Here is an 18,037-nt window from a genome sequence, read left to right on the forward strand (position 1 = left end):
TCAATGCGCTGACGGGTCCAGCAGAACCGGCTGCAGCCCGTGCGCGGCGCAGTGGCGCAGATAATCCTGTTTGCGGTCCAGCGCGGTAATCCGGCGCAGCACGGAGCCGTCCGGCGCCAGGTACTCCACCGCGCCGGTGACCACCACAAAGACCACCAGCGGTGTGTCGCCTGTGGCCTGCCACCAGTCGACATTCCCTTCGGGCTCGTACACATAGGCGTGCGGGCCGATTTGTTCGCCCGTTCCCAGCTGCCGGTGCCCTTGCACATTGAAGGCGTGCACATGGCCGGTATGCCGGTGCAGCCCCAATCTGACGCCGGGCGACAGGCGCATCAGTTCCACCCAGCCGGTGTCGCCGGGCAGGAACTGCAGGGGTTGCGACCATTTTCCTTCGCCCTCGACGATCCACTCGGCGCCTGGCGTCGTGTCTTGTTCGGTTTTCATGTTCGATCCTTTCAAAGAGTGATGGGAATTCAGAAGGTGTAGATCAGGCCGCCATTGACGGTGTGTTGCGTCGCGCCCGGCGCTGGCAAGTCCTGCCAGTAGGCCGCCACCGGGAACGCCGCCTCCCGGCTGTTGCGCACCACGGCGGCCGTGGCCCACAGCGTGAGCGCCGGGGCGAAGCTGTGTTCCCAGCCGCCGCTCAACAGCAGGCCGCGCGAGTCGGTCACGTTGGTCCGCGCGCCGTAGATGCCGAGGCGCAGCAGATCGCGGGCGCCTACCTTGCGGTTGACGCCGGCCCACACGTGCTGCATCGCCGTGTCGCTGCCGGCGGCGGCATCGGGTGCGCGCACGACGTTGTAGGCGGCGAACCAGGAGTTGGCGCCGTGGTCGTAGCGGGCCCCCACGATCAATTCGCGCGATGCGTCGAACAGGTCCGACAGATGCCCCTGGCTGTCGCGGGTTTCATCGTAAATCGCGCGGACGTCCAGGCCTGCCCGCTGGTAGCTGAGCACGGCCGCGGTGCTGCGGCACGCGCGCTCGCCCACGCTGGTCTGCAAGCCGATGGCCAGGCCGCCCAGCTCCGCGCTGCGATAGCCGACGGTATGGCTCCACGCGTTCCAGCTATGGCCTTTGGTCAGCGTGGCGGAGCCGGACCAGTTCAGGCCCATCGGATCGATATACCAGACGTCGTTGCTGTAGGCCATGGAGCGGCCGGTTTCCAGCCTGCCCCAGGTTTTGCTCTCCACGCCCAGCGTGGCATAGCGGCTGAACAGCATGCCGTCGCTGCCGACGGTGCCGGTGGCGGTGTTGAAGCCGCTTTCCAGCCGGGTCAGCAATTGCAGATCGGGCGTCAGGGCCTCGGCCGTTTGCATGCCGATCAGGCTGGTGCCCCATTCGCTGTTCGAGGCGCGCGTGACGTGCTCGTTGTTGGCGCCGATGTGGTCGATGTAGGACAGTCCGGCGGTCACCGTGCCGTACAGGGTGGGGCCATCGGCGGCGTGGCCGGGCACCATCGCGGTCAGCAGCGCGGCGCTGGCAAAAAGACGGTGCAGGTTGGATGGCATGGTGTTGGTGAATGAATTGAAGAGGTGTACAGTGTCGCAAGCCGGGGCGATGTCCAACAGAGCCAGTCCGGGCAAACTTCAGGGTGCCGGTTGGATGCTTCCTTACCGGTTTTTTCAGCCACTACAGGTCCAGATGGAGCCAGTTCTTCCGATCACCCTTGCGCTGCCGGAGCGTGGCTCCCGGCAAATCCTGCGTTCCATGCACCAGCAGATGCGGGCCGCCATCGTCGATGGCCGGCTGTCGGCCGGTTTGCGCCTGCCCGGCTCGCGCACGCTGGCCGAGCAATGCGGCGTGTCGCGCAATTGCGCGATGGCGGTGTACGATTTGCTGCTGAGCGAAGGACTGGTCGCGGCGCGCGCCGGCGGCGGCACTTTCGTGTCCGACATCTACCAGGCCGATCCGCCCCGCGCGGCAAGCGTGGCGGCCGACCGGACGCCCTTGCTGCTGCCGCGCTGGCGCCATGAACCCACCGTGCTGCGACCGTCGGCGGCGGCGCGCTTCGAATACGATTTTGCGGTGGGACTGCCCGATACCAGCCAGTTTCCGTTCGATACCTGGCGTCGCCTGGACGCCCGCTCGCTGCGCCAGCTGGAGCGCGCGCCGGCCGAATACGCGGCGCCGGAAGGGCGGGAGGCGCTGCGGACCGCCATCGCCAAGCATGTGTCGTTTGCCCGTGCGGTGGCCTGCAGTGGTAGCGACGTGCTGGTGACTTCCGGCGCGCAGCAGGCCTTCGACCTGCTGGCGCGCATCTTCATCGAGCCGGGCGTGACCAAGGTGGCGTTCGAGGATCCGGGCTATCCGCCGTTGCGCTGGGCGCTGGAAAGCGCCGGCGCTGTGTTGGTCCCGGTCCCGGTCGACGCCGAGGGCATGGTGGTCGATCGCATCCCGGCCGACGCGCGGCTGATTTGCGTGACGCCGTCCCACCAGTTTCCGATGGGGCAGGTCATGTCGCTGCGGCGCCGCATGGCCTTGCTGGCGTTCGCGCGCGAACACGGCAGCCTGATCATCGAAGACGATTACGATGGCGAGTTCAGTCACTCGTCGCAGCCGCTGGATGCGTTGAAAAGCCTGGACCGGGACGACTCGGTGTTTTATGTCGGAACCTTCTCCAAGAGCCTGTTTCCGGCTTTGCGGCTGGGCTATGTGATCGCGCCGGCGTGGGCCCGTCCCGCCCTGGTCGGCGCGAAACAGCGCAGCGACTGGCACGGTGCGGTGGCGGCGCAGGACACGCTGGCGGCCTTCATCGACGATGGCGACCTCGCCCGTCATATCCGCAAGATGCGCCAGGTGTACAGCCAGCGCAAGCAGATCCTGATGGGGGCCTTGCAGCGCCATCTGCCGGGGAAGTTGTCGGTGATTCCAGCCGAAGGTGGGCTGCACATCGCCGCGCAGCTGCGCGATGGCGACCGGGCTGAGCAGGTCGTCGCTGCGGCGGCAGAGGAGGGGATACGGGTCGAACCGGTCAGCCAGTATGCGGTGGCCCCCGCGCCGCCGAACGGGTTGGTGTTTGGGCTGGGCCTGATTCCGACGCAGCTGATCGATCAGGCCGTGCTGCGCTTGGCCAAGCATCTAGGATAGTTTCGTTGAACCACTGTCTGCTGGTCGCAGGATACTGACAGAAACTGACAGTATCTTTGGTTAGCATGAGCTCCTCATTTCTATCAGGAGTCAATTATGAAGTTTGCGTCTGTTCGTCTTGTTACCAATGAATTCGAGCGCCTTGTAGCGTTCTACCAAAAACTGTCGGGTGTTGAGCCGTTACGTCTCGCTGATGGGTTTGCGGAAATACGCTTTGACGGGAGCGTGTTAGCGATAAGCTCCGAGCATCTGATTCGACTTTTCAACCGGGGGGCCGCAACGCCGGCCGCTAATCGATCGGCGATCCTGGAATTTCAAGTTGACGACGTTGAGGCGGTATTGGTGCGCATGAGCGATGCGGGTGCAGAAGTCGTGATGCCACCAACGACCATGCCATGGGGAAATATCTCCCTGCTTTTACGTGATCCCGATGGAAATCTGGTGAACGTTTTTTCGAAGCCGATCTGATTCGGTGGCGTTGGCGGAGTGAGGAGCGGGGTGATGATGGTATAGACGCGCTTGTTGGCACCACGATCGAAAATCTTGCTATCCAAGGTTCCGTTCCTGAACTCTTTATAGAGTTCTCGAATGGCGCTCGTTTGATGTCGGCCGCCATGTGCACAGATGCTTCTGAATGGGATATCCGATTACCAGGGGCGGTATGGGTCTCCTGCGTTGACGGGATATGGTCAGCGGTTGTGTCTCTTTTACTTTGGACGAAAGCTGACTTTTGTTATTACTAACCAGGCGGCTCACCCTTATGAAGAAGTCGAAGTCGAGAATTTTAAAAATTTCATTTGTTATATTTTTTATTGTATTAATTTTTGCCGCTGCTTCAATTTTAAGTCAGCCAATGTTATTGAAAGCGTTGAGAGCAAAGTTCAAGTCTACGGATGACTTTATCGTGCTTTCGACTGACTCACGAATTCGATATCAAGAGAACTCAAAGAAAAATGCGATAGCAACGCAAAGGATACTGCAGCACAGCCAGGATAGTGTTGAGTTAATTCTTAAGTCAAAATTTAAGAAAAGCATAGAGGTCTATGTTTGCTCATCGCAAGAGGTATTCAATGAATATGTCTTCTTGTCAAAAAATGTCAAAGGTGCCGTTTATTGGGGGAAGCTCTTCTTATCACCCGGTGCATTCGACGGAGACGAGTCATCGCTCAACGAACTGACCACCCACGAGCTGACACATTATCTTTTCTATACGCATCTGGGTGAAAAGCCGTCTATTGAAAACATTCCGCTTTGGTTTAGAGAGGGGCTAGCTGTTTTTGTGGCGGACGGAGGGGCCGCATACACACAGGAGAAAGACGTCTTCCATCAAATGAGCTTGGAGGAAACAGAGGCGTTTCAATCGGGTACAGTTGATTATTGGTTCAGCACGAAAGACCCACGCGATGCTGTAGGCAAGACCGGTAGGGCGAACTGGCTTTTGTACAGAGTGGGTGCTTTGTTTGTCCACTATCTGCACGATTCGCATCCTGCAGATTTTGAAAACCTGATTAAGCTATTGCTTTCAGGTACGGAATTCGATCACGCAGTAGAACGCTCATATGGGCGAACTATTAATTCATTGCGCGCAGAATTTCAACAGCATTTGCTCCCTGATTCGAATTGAGATATTGCGCAGTGCCCCGGGGAAGCAGTGGCGGCGTTGCGGATTCTTCCACCTGACGTCGCCGCTGCTGTTGATCTAACTTTGATCAGGGTGAAACACGCATCAATACGGTATCTGCATCCACGGTAAAAGTAGCGCCGTCTGCCGCTAATTTCCCAGTAATGTTCTGCACGCCTGACAACGTTGTGTCATGCAGGCCTCCGCAACCGTTTGTATCAACACTGGCCGCAGTGGCTGTCAACGTACCGGTGCTTGCTACAAACGTATACGTTCCATATTCGATTCCAGGACTTCCACAACGACTCGTCCCCGTATCTCCAACTGGATCAAGCATCATGTAATGACCGTCCGCCCAAAATACGAAATGTTGTGTCGCGAGAGTTGTAGTCGAATTTAATGACCAAACCCCAACGACGCTTGAAGAGTTACTAGAGACTCGCCGGAGTTGAAATATCTGTGTTCCGGATGAATCTCTGACGGTGATATTCTGACCGTCTAATTTCATGGTCTCCGTCTTTTCTGCGGGGGATAAGTTAGACAAGCCTGCATCACCATTGGTGTCAAGGGCTATACTTCCCGCAGCAAAATGGGCAGTCAGCGGATCCACGACGATCGTCCCTTTTTCGATGCCGGGTTTTGTACCTGATGCTTGTCCCATTAAATAGCCGCCGGAGGCGTCGAAGCGAAATATGATTGGTTGAGCCACATCTCCCTGATACAACTGCCATACCCCAGCACTCTGCTGCTGGAATTGCGTATTCGCGTGGGCCAGCGCGACTGGAGACGAAACAATTCCGGTAGAGATGCCCGCAGTTGCTTGTGCTGCAAGCAGCGCTGCATTACCACTGCCGGCAAAAGTTGCTGGAGCTTGCGTGATATCAACGCCGCTCAGATCTAAGGTGCTCAGGGTAGCGGGGATCGTAATGGTATTTGCCACGCTTTTATTGTCTAGCGATTGCAGCAAGACATATAAATTGGTTGTTACATCTGAATTTGAAGACAAATCAGCCGGGCCGATGGTATTTCCGCCTTTGGCGGCGCCCAGCGTGAGATTCCCAATTTTAAACGTTACGGTATCGCCGCTGTTATATTTGAAATTTCCTTTGGCATCGGTCGTGCCGCTATAACCGCCGCTTGTAGAGTAAGACAGGCCTGCCACCGGATCGTCGCTAAATACCCCTGAAAGACTCGGGATAGTCGGAGCGGGTGGAGTAACCACGGCATTCGAAGCACTTTCGCCGCCGCCGCAGCCAGCCATTCCAGCGATAAATCCCGTCAAGACTATCGAACCCAATTTTTTATAATTCATTTTTATCCTTTGATTACTGAAACAATGTTCTACCAGATCCGCGCACGGGAAACGTTATATTTCAGCAAACACGATATGCAATCATGTCGAAATAGCCACTTTTTTCTCGGTCAGTTCTCTTTTTCAGATTGCAATTTTCCGCCCAAAAAAACATCGCTCATTTGAGTGAATTGTTGATAAGATCATCAAAAATATTGCTATCGAGCCTAAAGTCTCTATTGGGTAGGTGTTGCTGGACATGGAGCGAGCTGCCTGAGAAGAGTCGTCACCGCCCAGGAGTGTTGTGGAATGAGTATTTTGTCAACAGCTGACAAGCAGGCCCTTCTTGGATGCCTGTACGATGCCGTTATGGCGCCGACCGGATTTCAGGACTTCATTGAAACGCTGTGTCGCGCATTTCAGTCCAAGTCTGTGACGATGATCGCTCGAAACGCAGTGACGCACGATATCCACGGACTATGGGTATACGGGACATCGATCGATAGTTATGTGCAGGAATACAGCAGCGAAGACATGCTGGCGCAGCACATCATGGCTGAGCCGATCGCGCTGTTTTACGCCAGTAATCTGGATGTTCCGTATCCAGAAAATTTCCCCGCTACGCGCTTCTACCAGGAATGGGTTGTACCGCAAGGTATCGCTTACTCCACAGGCGCAACCGTGCTCCGGGAAGGGAATTGGCTCACCCAACTGTATCTCCAACGTTCTCCTGATCAGGCGCCGTTTGTTCGTGATGAAATTGATCAGTTAAACGAGTTTGTGCCGCATTTACAACGTGCAATCCAGATGCGTCAACGCTTCACAGAGCTTCAACTTGGGCAAAATGTGCTTGCTAGCAGTCTTGATGTGTTGGCGATGCCGACTGTGCTTTTCGATGAATACTCCCGCGTAGTGCATGCAAATCGTAGCAGCGAATTATTACTTAAAGGTAGTAGAGACTGCTGGATAGAGGACGGACGCATCTTTACGCGCGACCTCATGGCGAGAAGGAGCCTGAATCTTGAATTGACCAAAGCAATTCGCGCAAGCCACGGTGAAACTGTCGACCCAGGGAATGTCGTATTGTTGCATCGCTCGGCACGAATGCCGCTCATATTGATGATCATGCCGTTGCGCCCTTCAGGAAGCAATTTGTCGCAAGGTGCGGCATTGATGTTTATCTTTGATCCAGAGAACTCGCCAGTAATTACTGTTGATTTGGTAAAACGCTTATTTGGTCTGTCTGAAGCCGAGGCGAAGCTTGCCGTGGCATTATGCTGCGGTAAAACGCTTGAAGATGCCGCAAGCGAGCGTGGCACGTCTATCCACACCATTCGTAGCCAGTTGAAAAGTATCTTTGGTAAAACGGGGACTAAGCGCCAAGCTCATCTGGTGTCGTTATTATTATCTAGTCCCGCTTTTTTTCTTGCTGAAATTAATCTTTAGATTCGCGCTATTGGCATGGACCGAAACTGACCTCGATGTCGATGCGTTCCCAGGTCCAGGCCGGCTGCTCATAAAAGCATTTTCACCTATCCGCAGAAGGAATATACTGCCGCCAGAACTCAAACTGGGGTGTATATCTTGTTAAAATATCTAGTACTTCCGGTGGCCCTGATCGGCGCCGGAGCGGCGCAGGCCGACGAAGGCCAATGGCAACCGTACCAGCTGCCGCAGCTGAAATCCGAACTGAAACGCATCGGCATCACCATCCCGGCCGAGAAATTGTCCGACCTGTCCAAGCATCCGATGAGCGCCATCGTTTCGCTGCCCGGCTGCTCGGCGTCGTTCGTGTCGGACGCCGGCCTGGTGGTGACCAATCACCACTGCGCGTACAGCGCGATCCAGCGCAACGCCACCCCTGAGCATAACTACATCGTCGACGGCTACCTGGCCAAGACCCGCGCCGAAGAGCTGCCGGGCGGCCCGAACACGCTGGTCTACGTGACCGACAAGGTTGAAAACGTCACCGACCGCGTGCTCAAAGGCGTGAGCGACACCATGAGCGGCAAGCAGCGCCACGACGCCGTGGAAAAATCGATCAAGGCGCTGATCGCCGAATGCGAGAGCGACAAGATCTACCGCTGCTCGGTGCCTGCCTTCCATCGCGGCCTGGAGTACTACCGCATCCGCCAGATGATGATACGCGACGTGCGCCTGGTGTACGCGCCGGCCGACATGATCGGTAACTTCGGCGGCGACATCGACAACTACGAATGGCCACGCCAGGGCGGCGACTACTCCTTCCTGCGCGCCTACGTCGGCAAGGATGGCCGCCCCGCCGACCCGTCCCCGGACAACGTGCCTTACCACTCGAAGGACTTCCTGGTGGTCTCCGCCACCGGCCTGAAAAACGGCGACCCGGTGCTGCTGGCCGGCTACCCTGGCCGCACCAGCCGCTACAAGCTGCCGTCGGAAATCCGCGCCGCGCGCGATGCCGCGTATCCGGCCAAGGTGGCCGAGATTCAGGCCGACCTGGACGTGATCGCCGCCGCCACCAAGGGCAATCCCGCAGCCGCCGTGCGTTACGCCAGCGTCGACAAGAGCATGAACAACGTGATGAAGAAAACCCAAGGCCTGCTGGACGGCTTTGCGCGCAAGGACATCGCCGCCATCAAGGACGTGCAGGATGCTGAGTTCCGCGCCTGGTACGCCAGGCAGCCGGGCGTGTCGAAAACCCTGCTGGCGGAACTGGACGCGGTGATCGCCGCCGACCTGGCGCTGAGCGATGAGGAATTCGGCCACAGCGTCGCCACGACCAGCGATCTGCTGAAGAGCGCGAGCACCTTGTACCGCCTGGCGCGCGAGGGCGCCAAGCCGGACGCGGAGCGCGAGGCCGGTTATCAGGAGCGTGACCTGACCTTCATCAAGGCCCGCCTGAACCGCCTGGAGCAGTCCTATGTGGGCAGTGTCGACCAGGCGCGCTTCACCGCCGCCTTGCAGCGCTACGCCAAGCTGCCGAAGTCCATGCACGTCCTCGGCATGGATGCGCTGCTGCCGGCCGTTGATGCGGTGCCGGCCTTGTATGCCAAGTCGTCGCTGGGCGATACCGCCAAGCGCCTGGCGTGGGTGGGCAAGGACGCCGCCGCGCTGGCCGCGTCGGACGACGCCTTCATGCAGCTGGCCGTGAAGCTGGACGGCGTGTCGCAGTCGCTGACGGAACGCCGCAAGGAACTGGACGGCAACCTGGAACGCGTGATCCCGCAATACATGCAGGCCGTGATCGCGTGGAAGAAGTCGCAGGGCAAGCCGGTTTATCCCGATGCGAATTCGACGCTGCGCGTGACCTACGGCACGGTGTCGCCTTATTCGCCGAAGGACGGCATCACCAAGGGCCCGTTCACCACGGTCGAGGGCATCGTCGAGAAGAACACCGGCAAGGATCCGTTCAACGCGCCGAAAAAGCTGCTGGATGCGATCAAGGCCAAGCGCTACGGCCAGTTCATGGACCCAGTCCTGGGCACGGTGCCGGTCGATTTCCTGACCAGCGCAGACACCACCGGCGGCAATTCCGGCTCGGCGGTGATGAACAAGAACGGCGAGTTGATCGGCCTGAACTTCGATTCGACCTACGAGTCCATCACCAAGGACTGGTACTTCGACACCGCCATCACCCGCGCCATCCATATGGATATCCGCTATATGCTGTGGGTGATGGCCGAAGTGGACCATGCCGATAATGTGCTCAAAGAGCTGACCATCAAGTATCCGGCCAAGAAAAAATAATGAACGAGCTAGCGGTTCTCCTGGGGTACCTGAACATGCCCTGGCATCTGGCAGGCGTGGCCACGTCCCCGCTGGAACTGGTGTCCTTCATTTTGTCGGTGGCCACGGTGTGGCTCAACATCCGCCAGAGCCATTGGGGCTGGCTGTTCGCCATCATTTCGTCGGCCACCTACGGGCTGGTGTTCTTCGGCACGCGGCTGTATGGCGACATGGGCTTGCAGCTGGTGTTTATCGCCGTGTCGTTCTACGGCTGGTACCAGTGGCTGCATGGCGACGACAGTCATGAGCGGCTGCCCGTATCCTCGCTGGACGCGCGCGGCCGCTGGTGGGCCGCAGGCGGCTGGCTGGCCGGCTTCGCGCTGCTGGCCTGGTTCCTCAAGTCTTATACCGATACCGACGTGCCCAACTCGGACGGCTTCCTGACCGCCGGCAGTCTGGTCGGGCAGCTGCTGCTGTCGCGTAAAAAGATCGAGAACTGGCATGTGTGGATCATCGTCGATGTGCTGTACGTGGCGCTGTACCTGCACAAGCACCTGGTCCTGACGGCCGTGTTGTATGCGGTGTTCGTCGGCATGGCGGTGATCGGGCTGCGTGCCTGGAGCAGCGACCGCACGGACGGCCGCGACGGCCGCATGGCGCTGGAATGAGCGCGCACGCGCCGCCGCTGCGCGTGGCCATACTGGGCACCACGTCGTCCGGCAAGTCGACGCTGGCGGCGGCACTGGCCGAGCACTATCAAACCTTGTGGGTGCCCGAGTACCTGCGCGAGTTCGTCGACACCGAGGCCAGGGTGCCGGTGGCGGCCGACCAGTTCCACATCGCCGAGACGCAGCGCGACCGAGAGGATGCGGCCGCGCCGCGCGCCAACAAGTATCTTTTTTGCGACACTGCGCCGCTGATGACGGTGGTCTACGGCCGTCATTACTTCGGCGGCATCGACGAGCAGTTAGCCGCGCTGGCTGCCGACCACCAGCAGGATTACGCCTTCACGCTGGTGACGGCGCCGGACATCCCCTGGGTGGCGGACGGTTTGCAGCGCGAGTCCGAGGAAGTGAGCGTCATCGTCAACCGCATGTTGCTGGACGAGCTGGCGGCACGTGGGATACCCTATCTGCTGGTGTCGGGCGATCCCGGCGAACGATTATCCCAAGTGGAGCGGCATCTGCGATGAAACAACGGCTGGCGGCGATATTGATGTGCGTGTCCCCGCTGGCGTTGGCCGATACCGGCTACTACCTGGTCTCCACCTACGATGTGGAAGGCCAGGCTTCCATCGACTACCAATACTGGAACGCCCACTACAAGGGTTTTACCGTGGCGGCGCCGGAAATCGGCATCGGTTACGGCGTCACGTCGCGCTGGTACACCGAGGTGTACGCCAAGTGGGTCAAGTCGAACGGCGGCACAGCCCATTGGCAGGAGACGGCCTGGCAGAACGATTACCTGCTGACGCAAGGCCAGTATGCCTTTGACCTGGCGCTGCATACCAAAGTGGAAAGGGCGCGCGACAATGCCAGCGGTTATACGCTCGAATGGGGCCCGGTGCTGCAGACGGAGATCGGCCGCACGCAGTTCAACGCCAACCTGTTCTTCCAGCGCGACTATCGCGTGGCGCCGGGCGGTGGCGAAAATCCGATGGGATTGACCTATCAGCTGCAAGTCAGGCATCACTGGAAGCCGTGGTTGCAACCCGGCGTGCAGGCATTCGGGGAAGTAGGGAAGTGGAACGACTGGCTACCATACCGGAAGCAGTCGCACCGCGCCGGGCCGGCGGTGTTTGGACACCGCGACATCGGCCGGCAGGAGATCAAGTACGAATTCGCTTACCTGATCGGCAGGAATTCGGCTCGCGCAGCGAAGAGTTTTTCGATGCGCGTGCAGCTGGTCTTTTAGGCTTAACCCGCACGGCCAGGCGGGGTCAGACCCCGTTGGGGTCTGACCCCTAAGCGGCGCGGCCGGCGTATCGCTTAGGGATGCGGGGTTAAAAGTCCATCTGGGCCGACACGCGGAAGGTGCGCGAGGCGCCCGGTATCAGATAGCCGCCCAGCTCCGGCGTCACGTCGCGCCAGTAGAACTTGTCGAACGCGTTGTCGACGCTGGCACGCAGCGTGGCGAAAATCCGATGGGATTGACCTATCAGCTGCAAGTCAGGCATCACTGGAAGCCGTGGTTGCAACCCGGCGTGCAGGCATTCGGGGAAGTAGGGAAGTGGAACGACTGGCTGCCATACCGGAAGCAGTCGCACCGCGCCGGGCCGGCGGTGTTCGGACACCGCGACATCGGCCGGCAGGAGATCAAGTACGAATTCGCTTACCTGATCGGCAGGAATTCGGCACGCGCAGCGAAGAGTTTTTCGATGCGCGTGCAGCTGGTCTTTTAGGCTTAACCCGCACGGCCATGCGGGGTCAGACCCCGTTGGGGTCTGACCCCTAAGCGGCGCGGCCGGCGTATCGCTTAGGGATGCGGGGTTAAAAGTCCATCTGGGCCGATACGCGGAAGGTGCGCGAGGCGCCCGGTATCAGATAACCACCCAGCTCCGGCGTCACGTCGCGCCAGTAGAACTTGTCGAACGCGTTGTCGACGCTGGCACGCAGCGTGGTCTGGATGCCGCCGATGCGGGTGGCGTAGGCGCCGCCCAGGTTCATCACATGGTAGCTCGGCACAAACACCTGGTTCTGGTTGTCGAACGCCTTCTTGCCCGAATAGATCCAGTTGGCGTTGACCGACAGGCCGGCTACTTGCGGCACCGCGTAGTCGGCGTAGACGGTCGACTTGAAGGCAGGGACGTCGGTGACACGCTTGCCGTCCAGTTCCGCCGAGCCGGTGTCGTGCTGCTGCGAGTTCAATGCCATCGCCGAGACGCCCACCGTCAGTTCACGCGAGGCGCGGCCGTTCAGCGCCATTTCCAGGCCGCGGTGCTGCGCCTGGCCGTTGCGCACGAAGTAGTTTTGGGCATCGGTGTATTCGAGGCCCTTGCGGATCTCGAACAGCGCCACGCTGGCGCTCAGGTCTGGATGGATGTCGGCCTTGACGCCCACTTCGACCTGCTTCGATTTACCTGGCGCCAGTGCGATGCCTGGATTGTTCGTGCCGATCGGCGCGACGCCGCCATGCTCCAGACCTTGCGCATACGAGGTGTAGACCGAGACGTTGGGACGCAGACTGTACACCAGCGCCACATTCGGCAGCCAGAAGCCGGCGTCGGTGTGGGCGTTCGAGTCGACATACTCGTCGCGCTTGACCTGCACGTAGCGCGCGCCGGCGTGCAGCTTGAGCTGCTCGTTGATGCTCACGATGTCCTGCGCGAACACGGCGCGCTCTTTGTCGCGGCGGCGCTCGGAGACCGGACCGCTGGTGCCGGGCGCCGGCGCCACCATGATAGGGTGGTAGATGTTGCTGAACGCGAGACCGTCAGTGCCGGCCTGGGTGTACAGGTAGTTGCCCCATTTCTCGCTGTTCTTGAACAACGATGCGCCGCCGGTGAATTCGTGCTTGAGCGAGCCGGTGCTGAACTTGCCCTGCACCAGCGCCTGCACCGTCAGCGGCGATTTCTTCTCGCCCAGGCTGATGTAGTCGTAGATGTCGTAATCGCCGTTGCCGCAGAAGCCGGGGTACAGCTGCTGGGCGGTACAGCCGTAAGGGAAGGCCGTGTAGTCATCGCGCTTGAACTGGTGCTGGTTGGCGCTGATGGTGGTGCTCCAGTCAGGCGTGAACTTGTACTCGAAACGGGCGCCGATATTGCTGCTGGTGGTTTCCACCGGACGGCTCCACGGCTGGTTGTTGAGCATGGTGTCGGCAGGGATCACCGGCAGCGTTTCATTGTTCAGCAGCTGGAAGCCGGGCGCGGTCACCTGCGATTTCTTCTGGTAGTCGGCGTCCACCTGCAGCAGCGCCTGCGGCGAGATCTTCCAGTCGAAGGCGGCCGAGACGAACTTGCGGTTGCCGTCCGCGCCCTTGATGTAGGAGCGCAGGCGCTCGGCGGCGGCGTTGAAGCGGTAGCCGAAGCGCTGGTCCTCAAAGCGGCCGCCCAGGTCGACGGCGCCGTACAGCGTGCCGCGTTCGCGTTCTTCCAGCACCACCGTGCGCAGCGGCGTGTCGGTCGGGCGCTTGGTGACGTAGTTGACGATGCCGCCCGGCGTCGACACGCCCGATTGCAGGCCGGACAGGCCTTTCAGCACTTCCAGGCGTTCCTTGTTTTCCAGCGGGATCTGGGTGTCGGCCGAGATGGCCATGCCGTCCTTGCGGTAGCTGGAGGCGTTGTCCAGCTTGAAGCCGCGGATGGAGAACTGCTCGGAATAACCCACAGCGTTGTAGGAGTCGCCAATGCTGGCGTCGTAGCGCGCGGCGTCGGTGGTGGAGCGGATTTGCAGGTCCAGCATCTGCTGCGAGGTCAGCACGCTGACCGAGGCCGGCGTTTCCAGCAGCGGCGCGTTGGAGAAGCCGGCCACGCTGGCGCGGCTGGCTTGCGCGCGGGCGCCGGTGATCACCACTTCGGGCATGGCCTGCTCGGCGGCGGAGGTTTCAGCGACGGCGGCGTCGGGGAATGCCTGTAGCACCGCCAGGGCGATGGCGGAAACTGCGAAACTTGGTTTGTACATTGTGTGCTCTCTCTTGTTCTCGGCTGGAGCCGCGAAGAGAGCCATCAAAGGAGGGGAGGAACCGCTTTGCGCTTTCCTTCGCTGGCATTATCCAGATCAGGTACGAAGGGTATCTCTCACCCGGTAGCAATGCTCCAGGACCCCTAGCGAGGCGTTAGTGTAGCACAGTGCCGCAGGCGCGGTGCCGTGCGCCGCGATCCGCGCCGCACCGCTACACTTGCGTTTTGCGCCGCAGGGCGCCAACGAAGCAGTCACAGCTTTTATCGGAGGCGCCATCATGTCCATACATTTTGGCGACACTCTGCTGCATCGTGCGAGTGAAAGGGTGGGAATGAGGCAGTCGTATCAAGAGGGAAGCTGGTTCGCCATACCGCTGCTGGATGGCGGCTACGGCTGGGGCCTGGTGGCGCGGCTGTCGCCGGGCAGCAAGATCATGCTGGCGTATCTGTTCGGCCCCAAGCTGGCGCGCCTGCCTTCGCTGGAGGAGCTCAACACGCTGCAGCCGCAGGACGCGGTCAAGGTGCTGCGGGTGGGCGACATGGCGCTGGCCAGCGGCCACTGGCGCGTGCTGGGCGATGTGGCGGACTGGGATCCGGCGCGGTGGCCGATGCCGCAGTTCCTGCGCCGCGCCGATTCGCTCAAGCGCGCCTGGCGCGTGACGTATTCGGATGCGGATCCGAGCCGCTCGGAGCGCGAGGAATCCGTGCCCTACGATACGCAAGGCCTGGAGGCGGATTCGCTGTACGGCTACGGTTCGACCGAGCTGCTGCTGACCCGCCTGCTGGAGCCGCAAGACCACCCGATCAACCGCAGCAGCAGCGCTAGTCGCAACTGACGTTCCAGGCCGCATACTCGCCGCGGTGCTTGCGCACGGCGACGCGGGCGACGGTGTCGCGGTCGCTGTCAAATACCAGGCTGAACATGACTGGCGCGCCGGCAGCGGGAGGCGCCGGCTCGATCGCGCGCAAGGTGAAGGGCAGGGCGCGCTGGCGGATGCATTGCGAGTTGCCGGCAAATAGCAGGCGCGCGCGGTTCAGCAGTTCAGGATAGTGGCGCAGCAGCGCCACCACATCTTCCGGCGGCAGCGCCTGGTCCATCAGCACCGTGTGCGGGACGGCGGTGCAGATGGTCCTGGGCTGCGCCAGCCACACATGCCAGCTCGGCGGTTGGGCCGATTCGGTCCAGCGGCCATCCTTGGGCGCCTTGGCGTCGTAGATGAAACTCGAACGGATTTGCCGGCACAGGTCGACCGCCGAATGGCGCGGCGCCGAATCGACACGGGCGATCACCTGCCACGGCTTGCCATGCTGGCGCTGGATGTCGAACGCCGGCGCGAACAGCGGCGGCACCGGGCGCGCGCCTTTGGACTCGGCCAGCATCTTCTGGCGGAAGTAGTCGTCGAAGGAGCCGCGCTCCTCGTCGCTGGGCGCGCGCTGCTCGATGCGCGGCGCGGCGGGCGGCTTGGCGGGCTTGGCGGCAATGGCGGGGCCAGCTGCCGCCAGCAGCAGCGCAAGATAGCCTGCCCGCATCAAATCGCCTTCATCACGATCTGGATCAGCAGGCCGCCGCCGTCGCGGTTGCGCACGTGCAGTTCGGCGCCGTGGCGCAGCATCACGCGGTCGACGATGGCCAGGCCCAGGCCGGCGCCGTTGGCCTGGCCGCGCGCGGCGTCAAGCCGGGTGAAGGGCTTGAGCAGCTGTTCGATCTGGTCGGCCGGCACGCCGTTGCCGTGGTCCTGCACTTCGATGATGACGCGGCGCGCGGTGTGCATGCCCTTCGTGCTGCATTTGATGTCGATCTCGGTGAGCTCGCTGCCGGGCGTCTTGCCGTAGCGGCGGGCGTTCTCGATCAGGTTGTTGATGACGCGCTTGAGGTCGGTGGCGTTGCCCATCACGTGCGCGTTGGCCACGATGTCGGTGCTGATGCGCACGTCCGGCAGGCGGCCGGCTTCATGCGCGGTGTCTTCCAGCAGCTCGCTGATGTCGACGTTGATGAAGCTCGACACCTCGGTCGGCTTGGCGTAGTCGAGGAACTGGCCGATGATGTCGTCCATCTGGCCGATGTCGGACTGGATGCCTTCGCGCGCCTCGTTCGACAGGTTGGCCATCTCCACCTCCAGCTGCATGCGCGCCAGCGGCGTGCGCAGGTCGTGCGAGATGCCGGCCAGGATCACGGCGCGGTCCGATTCCACCTGCTGCAGCTGCACCACCATCTGGTTGAAGCTGCGGTTGGCCTCCATGATTTCCATCGGGCCCTTTTCCGGCAGCGGGTCGGGGCGCTTGCCCTGCGCGAAGGCGCGGGTGGCCTGCGTCAGGCGGCGCAGCGGCAGGTTGATCAGGCTGGAGATGAAGGCCGCGCCCAGCAGCGACACCACCGACACCACGCTGGCCCAGCCCAGCCACTGGATGCCGGTCAGGCCGCGGATGCGTTCGCGTTCCAGCATCAGCCAGTAGGCATCGTCGTCGATCTTGAAGCTGACCCAGAAGCCGGCCACGCCGTTGACGCGGGCCGAGAAGCGGGTGTCCTCGCCCAGCTTGGCCTTGACCAGTTTCTGGATGTCGGGCATGAGCGCGTTGTCGGGCGGCGGATCGACCTTGTCGTCATCCTCCAGCGTGAACACGCGGATGCCTTCGTTGGACACCAGGTCGAACAGCAGCTCGCGCCGCAGTTCGGGCGCCGAGTGGGTGAGGGCGGCGTGGGTGATGGTGACCACCGAGATCACCTGGGAGGAGATCTGCTGCACCTGCGGCTCGTGCTGCACCACGCTGATCATGCCGACCCAGGCCGTCATGCTGGTGGTGGTCAGCGCGCCCAGCAGGAAGAAGGTGCGCCAGAACAGGCCGCTCTTCAGGCTGGCGACTCTAAACGTAAAGGGAAACTTCGACGGAAACTTCATGCGCGCGTCCGCGCCTTAGCGCGGCTGCCCCTCCGGAATGAACACATAGCCCAGGCCCCAGACGGTCTGGATGTACAGCGGGCTCGACGGATCGGGCTCGATCAGCTTGCGCAGGCGCGAGATCTGCACGTCCAGGCTGCGGTCGAACACTTCGTATTCGCGGCCGCGCGCCAGTTCCATCAGCTTTTCGCGCGACAACGGCTGGCGCGCGTGGCGGGCGAACACTTTTAGCACCGAGAATTCGCCGGTGGTCAGCGGCACGGTCTCGCCGTTTTTCTTCAGCGTGCGGGTGCCCAGGTCCAGGACGAACTGGCCGAACTCGAACGATTGCGGGGTTTCCGACGGCGCGCCGGGGATCTCGTCCGGGCCGCGGCGGCGCAGCACGGCGCCGATGCGGGCCACCAGCTCGCGCGGGTTGAATGGCTTCGGCAGGTAGTCGTCGGCGCCCATTTCCAGGCCGACGATGCGGTCCACGTCTTCGCCCTTGGCGGTCAGCATGATGATCGGCGTCTGGTCGCCGGCGCCGCGCAGGCGGCGGCAGATCGACAGGCCGTCTTCGCCCGGCAGCATCAGGTCCAGCACCAGCAGGTCGTAGCGCTCGCGCAGCCACAGCTTGTTCATGGCCGTCGCGCTCTCGGCGGTGAAGACGTTGAAGCCCTGCTCGGTCAGGTAGCGGCGCAGCAGGTCGCGCAAGCGCACGTCGTCGTCCACTACCATAATCTTGGCCTGGTGGCCATGCTGGTTAGCGGGGGTGTTGCCGGATTCAGTCGTTGTGCTAGTCATTGGGCCTGCCAAATTTGTCATATTCATGTTGCTAT

General features: G+C 61.2%; 18 protein-coding genes and 1 riboswitch. Of the genes, 10 read left to right on the plus strand and 8 right to left on the minus strand.

Translation table 11 applies throughout. The features are described from left to right. Both ACEN9O_RS18570 and ACEN9O_RS18575 read right to left on the minus strand, forming a co-directional pair. A complete protein-coding gene (locus ACEN9O_RS18570; RefSeq protein WP_495613316.1) occupies positions 1 to 444 on the minus strand; it encodes a cupin domain-containing protein in 444 nt (147 codons plus the stop codon). Positions 445 to 473: 29 nt separating this feature from the next. Next, positions 474 to 1,508 (minus strand): porin, encoded by a 1,035-nt coding sequence (locus tag ACEN9O_RS18575; RefSeq protein WP_495613317.1) that lies wholly within the window; start codon positions 1,506 to 1,508, stop codon positions 474 to 476. A gap of 133 nt (positions 1,509 to 1,641) precedes the next feature. On the opposite strand from ACEN9O_RS18575, the gene pdxR reads away from it, so the two are divergent. From pdxR to ACEN9O_RS18590, 3 genes are all read left to right on the plus strand, one after another. Next, entirely contained in the window at positions 1,642 to 3,087 is a 1,446-nt protein-coding gene (pdxR, locus tag ACEN9O_RS18580; protein WP_495613318.1) for a MocR-like pyridoxine biosynthesis transcription factor PdxR, read from the plus strand. Positions 3,088 to 3,183: 96 nt separating this feature from the next. Beyond that, positions 3,184 to 3,555 (plus strand): VOC family protein, encoded by a 372-nt coding sequence (locus ACEN9O_RS18585; RefSeq protein ID WP_495613319.1) that lies wholly within the window; start codon positions 3,184 to 3,186, stop codon positions 3,553 to 3,555. A gap of 292 nt (positions 3,556 to 3,847) precedes the next feature. Then, positions 3,848 to 4,711, plus strand: a complete 864-nt coding sequence (locus ACEN9O_RS18590; protein WP_495613320.1) for a gluzincin family metallopeptidase — start codon at positions 3,848 to 3,850, stop codon at positions 4,709 to 4,711. Between the two features lie 85 nt (positions 4,712 to 4,796). On the opposite strand, the gene ACEN9O_RS18595 is transcribed toward ACEN9O_RS18590, so the two are convergent. After that, entirely contained in the window at positions 4,797 to 6,020 is a 1,224-nt protein-coding gene (locus tag ACEN9O_RS18595; protein WP_495613321.1) for a hypothetical protein, read from the minus strand. Between the two features lie 288 nt (positions 6,021 to 6,308). On the opposite strand from ACEN9O_RS18595, the gene ACEN9O_RS18600 reads away from it, so the two are divergent. The 5 genes from ACEN9O_RS18600 to ACEN9O_RS18620 all read left to right on the plus strand — a co-directional run bounded on the left by ACEN9O_RS18600 (position 6,309) and on the right by ACEN9O_RS18620 (position 11,618). After that, positions 6,309 to 7,445 carry a helix-turn-helix transcriptional regulator gene (locus ACEN9O_RS18600; RefSeq protein ID WP_495613322.1) on the plus strand — a complete coding sequence of 379 codons (1,137 nt, stop codon included), beginning with the start codon at positions 6,309 to 6,311 and terminating at the stop codon, positions 7,443 to 7,445. A 138-nt stretch (positions 7,446 to 7,583) separates the two neighbouring features. After that, positions 7,584 to 9,725, plus strand: a complete 2,142-nt coding sequence (locus ACEN9O_RS18605; RefSeq protein WP_495613323.1) for a S46 family peptidase — start codon at positions 7,584 to 7,586, stop codon at positions 9,723 to 9,725. Next, positions 9,725 to 10,372, plus strand: a complete 648-nt coding sequence (gene pnuC, locus ACEN9O_RS18610; RefSeq protein WP_495613324.1) for a nicotinamide riboside transporter PnuC — start codon at positions 9,725 to 9,727, stop codon at positions 10,370 to 10,372. Before ACEN9O_RS18605 ends, pnuC begins: the two co-directional genes overlap by 1 nt. Further along, positions 10,369 to 10,896, plus strand: coding sequence for an AAA family ATPase (locus ACEN9O_RS18615; protein WP_495613325.1), 528 nt, complete (start codon positions 10,369 to 10,371; stop codon positions 10,894 to 10,896). The genes pnuC and ACEN9O_RS18615 overlap by 4 nt, the downstream gene beginning before the upstream one ends. Beyond that, positions 10,893 to 11,618: a hypothetical protein gene (locus ACEN9O_RS18620; protein WP_495613326.1), complete on the plus strand. Its 726-nt coding sequence runs from the start codon at positions 10,893 to 10,895 to the stop codon at positions 11,616 to 11,618. The genes ACEN9O_RS18615 and ACEN9O_RS18620 overlap by 4 nt, the downstream gene beginning before the upstream one ends. Positions 11,619 to 11,706: 88 nt before the next feature. Here ACEN9O_RS18620 and ACEN9O_RS18625 read toward each other — a convergent pair whose 3' ends face one another. Then, on the minus strand, positions 11,707 to 11,880 hold the full coding sequence (locus tag ACEN9O_RS18625; RefSeq protein ID WP_495618561.1) for a hypothetical protein: 174 nt from the start codon (positions 11,878 to 11,880) through the stop codon (positions 11,707 to 11,709). 27 nt (positions 11,881 to 11,907) lie between these two features. Between ACEN9O_RS18625 and ACEN9O_RS18630 the strand changes: the two genes are divergently transcribed. Next, the gene (locus ACEN9O_RS18630; RefSeq protein ID WP_495613327.1) at positions 11,908 to 12,105 is read left to right on the plus strand and encodes a hypothetical protein; all 198 of its coding nucleotides are present in this window, start codon (positions 11,908 to 11,910) and stop codon (positions 12,103 to 12,105) included. A gap of 88 nt (positions 12,106 to 12,193) precedes the next feature. Here the strand turns inward: ACEN9O_RS18630 and ACEN9O_RS18635 are convergent, their stop codons facing one another. Beyond that, positions 12,194 to 14,323: a TonB-dependent siderophore receptor gene (locus ACEN9O_RS18635; RefSeq protein WP_495613328.1), complete on the minus strand. Its 2,130-nt coding sequence runs from the start codon at positions 14,321 to 14,323 to the stop codon at positions 12,194 to 12,196. 56 nt (positions 14,324 to 14,379) lie between these two features. Next, a riboswitch (TPP riboswitch) is annotated at positions 14,380 to 14,478 on the minus strand. Between the two features lie 176 nt (positions 14,479 to 14,654). On the opposite strand from ACEN9O_RS18635, the gene ACEN9O_RS18640 reads away from it, so the two are divergent. Further along, positions 14,655 to 15,158, plus strand: coding sequence for an Imm26 family immunity protein (locus ACEN9O_RS18640; RefSeq protein ID WP_495613329.1), 504 nt, complete (start codon positions 14,655 to 14,657; stop codon positions 15,156 to 15,158). Here the strand turns inward: ACEN9O_RS18640 and ACEN9O_RS18645 are convergent. Genes ACEN9O_RS18645 through ompR form a run of 3 tightly spaced genes read right to left on the minus strand, consistent with a single transcriptional unit; the run spans position 15,145 to position 18,002 of the window. Next, entirely contained in the window at positions 15,145 to 15,852 is a 708-nt protein-coding gene (locus tag ACEN9O_RS18645; protein WP_495613330.1) for a hypothetical protein, read from the minus strand. The genes ACEN9O_RS18640 and ACEN9O_RS18645 overlap by 14 nt on opposite strands. Further along, a complete protein-coding gene (locus ACEN9O_RS18650; protein ID WP_495613331.1) occupies positions 15,852 to 17,219 on the minus strand; it encodes an ATP-binding protein in 1,368 nt (455 codons plus the stop codon). Before ACEN9O_RS18650 ends, ACEN9O_RS18645 begins: the two co-directional genes overlap by 1 nt. A 15-nt stretch (positions 17,220 to 17,234) precedes the next feature. Next, on the minus strand, positions 17,235 to 18,002 hold the full coding sequence (gene ompR, locus ACEN9O_RS18655) for an osmolarity response regulator transcription factor OmpR (RefSeq protein ID WP_008450215.1): 768 nt from the start codon (positions 18,000 to 18,002) through the stop codon (positions 17,235 to 17,237). Positions 18,003 to 18,037: the final 35 nt, after the last annotated feature.

The organism is Duganella sp. Dugasp78, assembly GCF_059491455.1.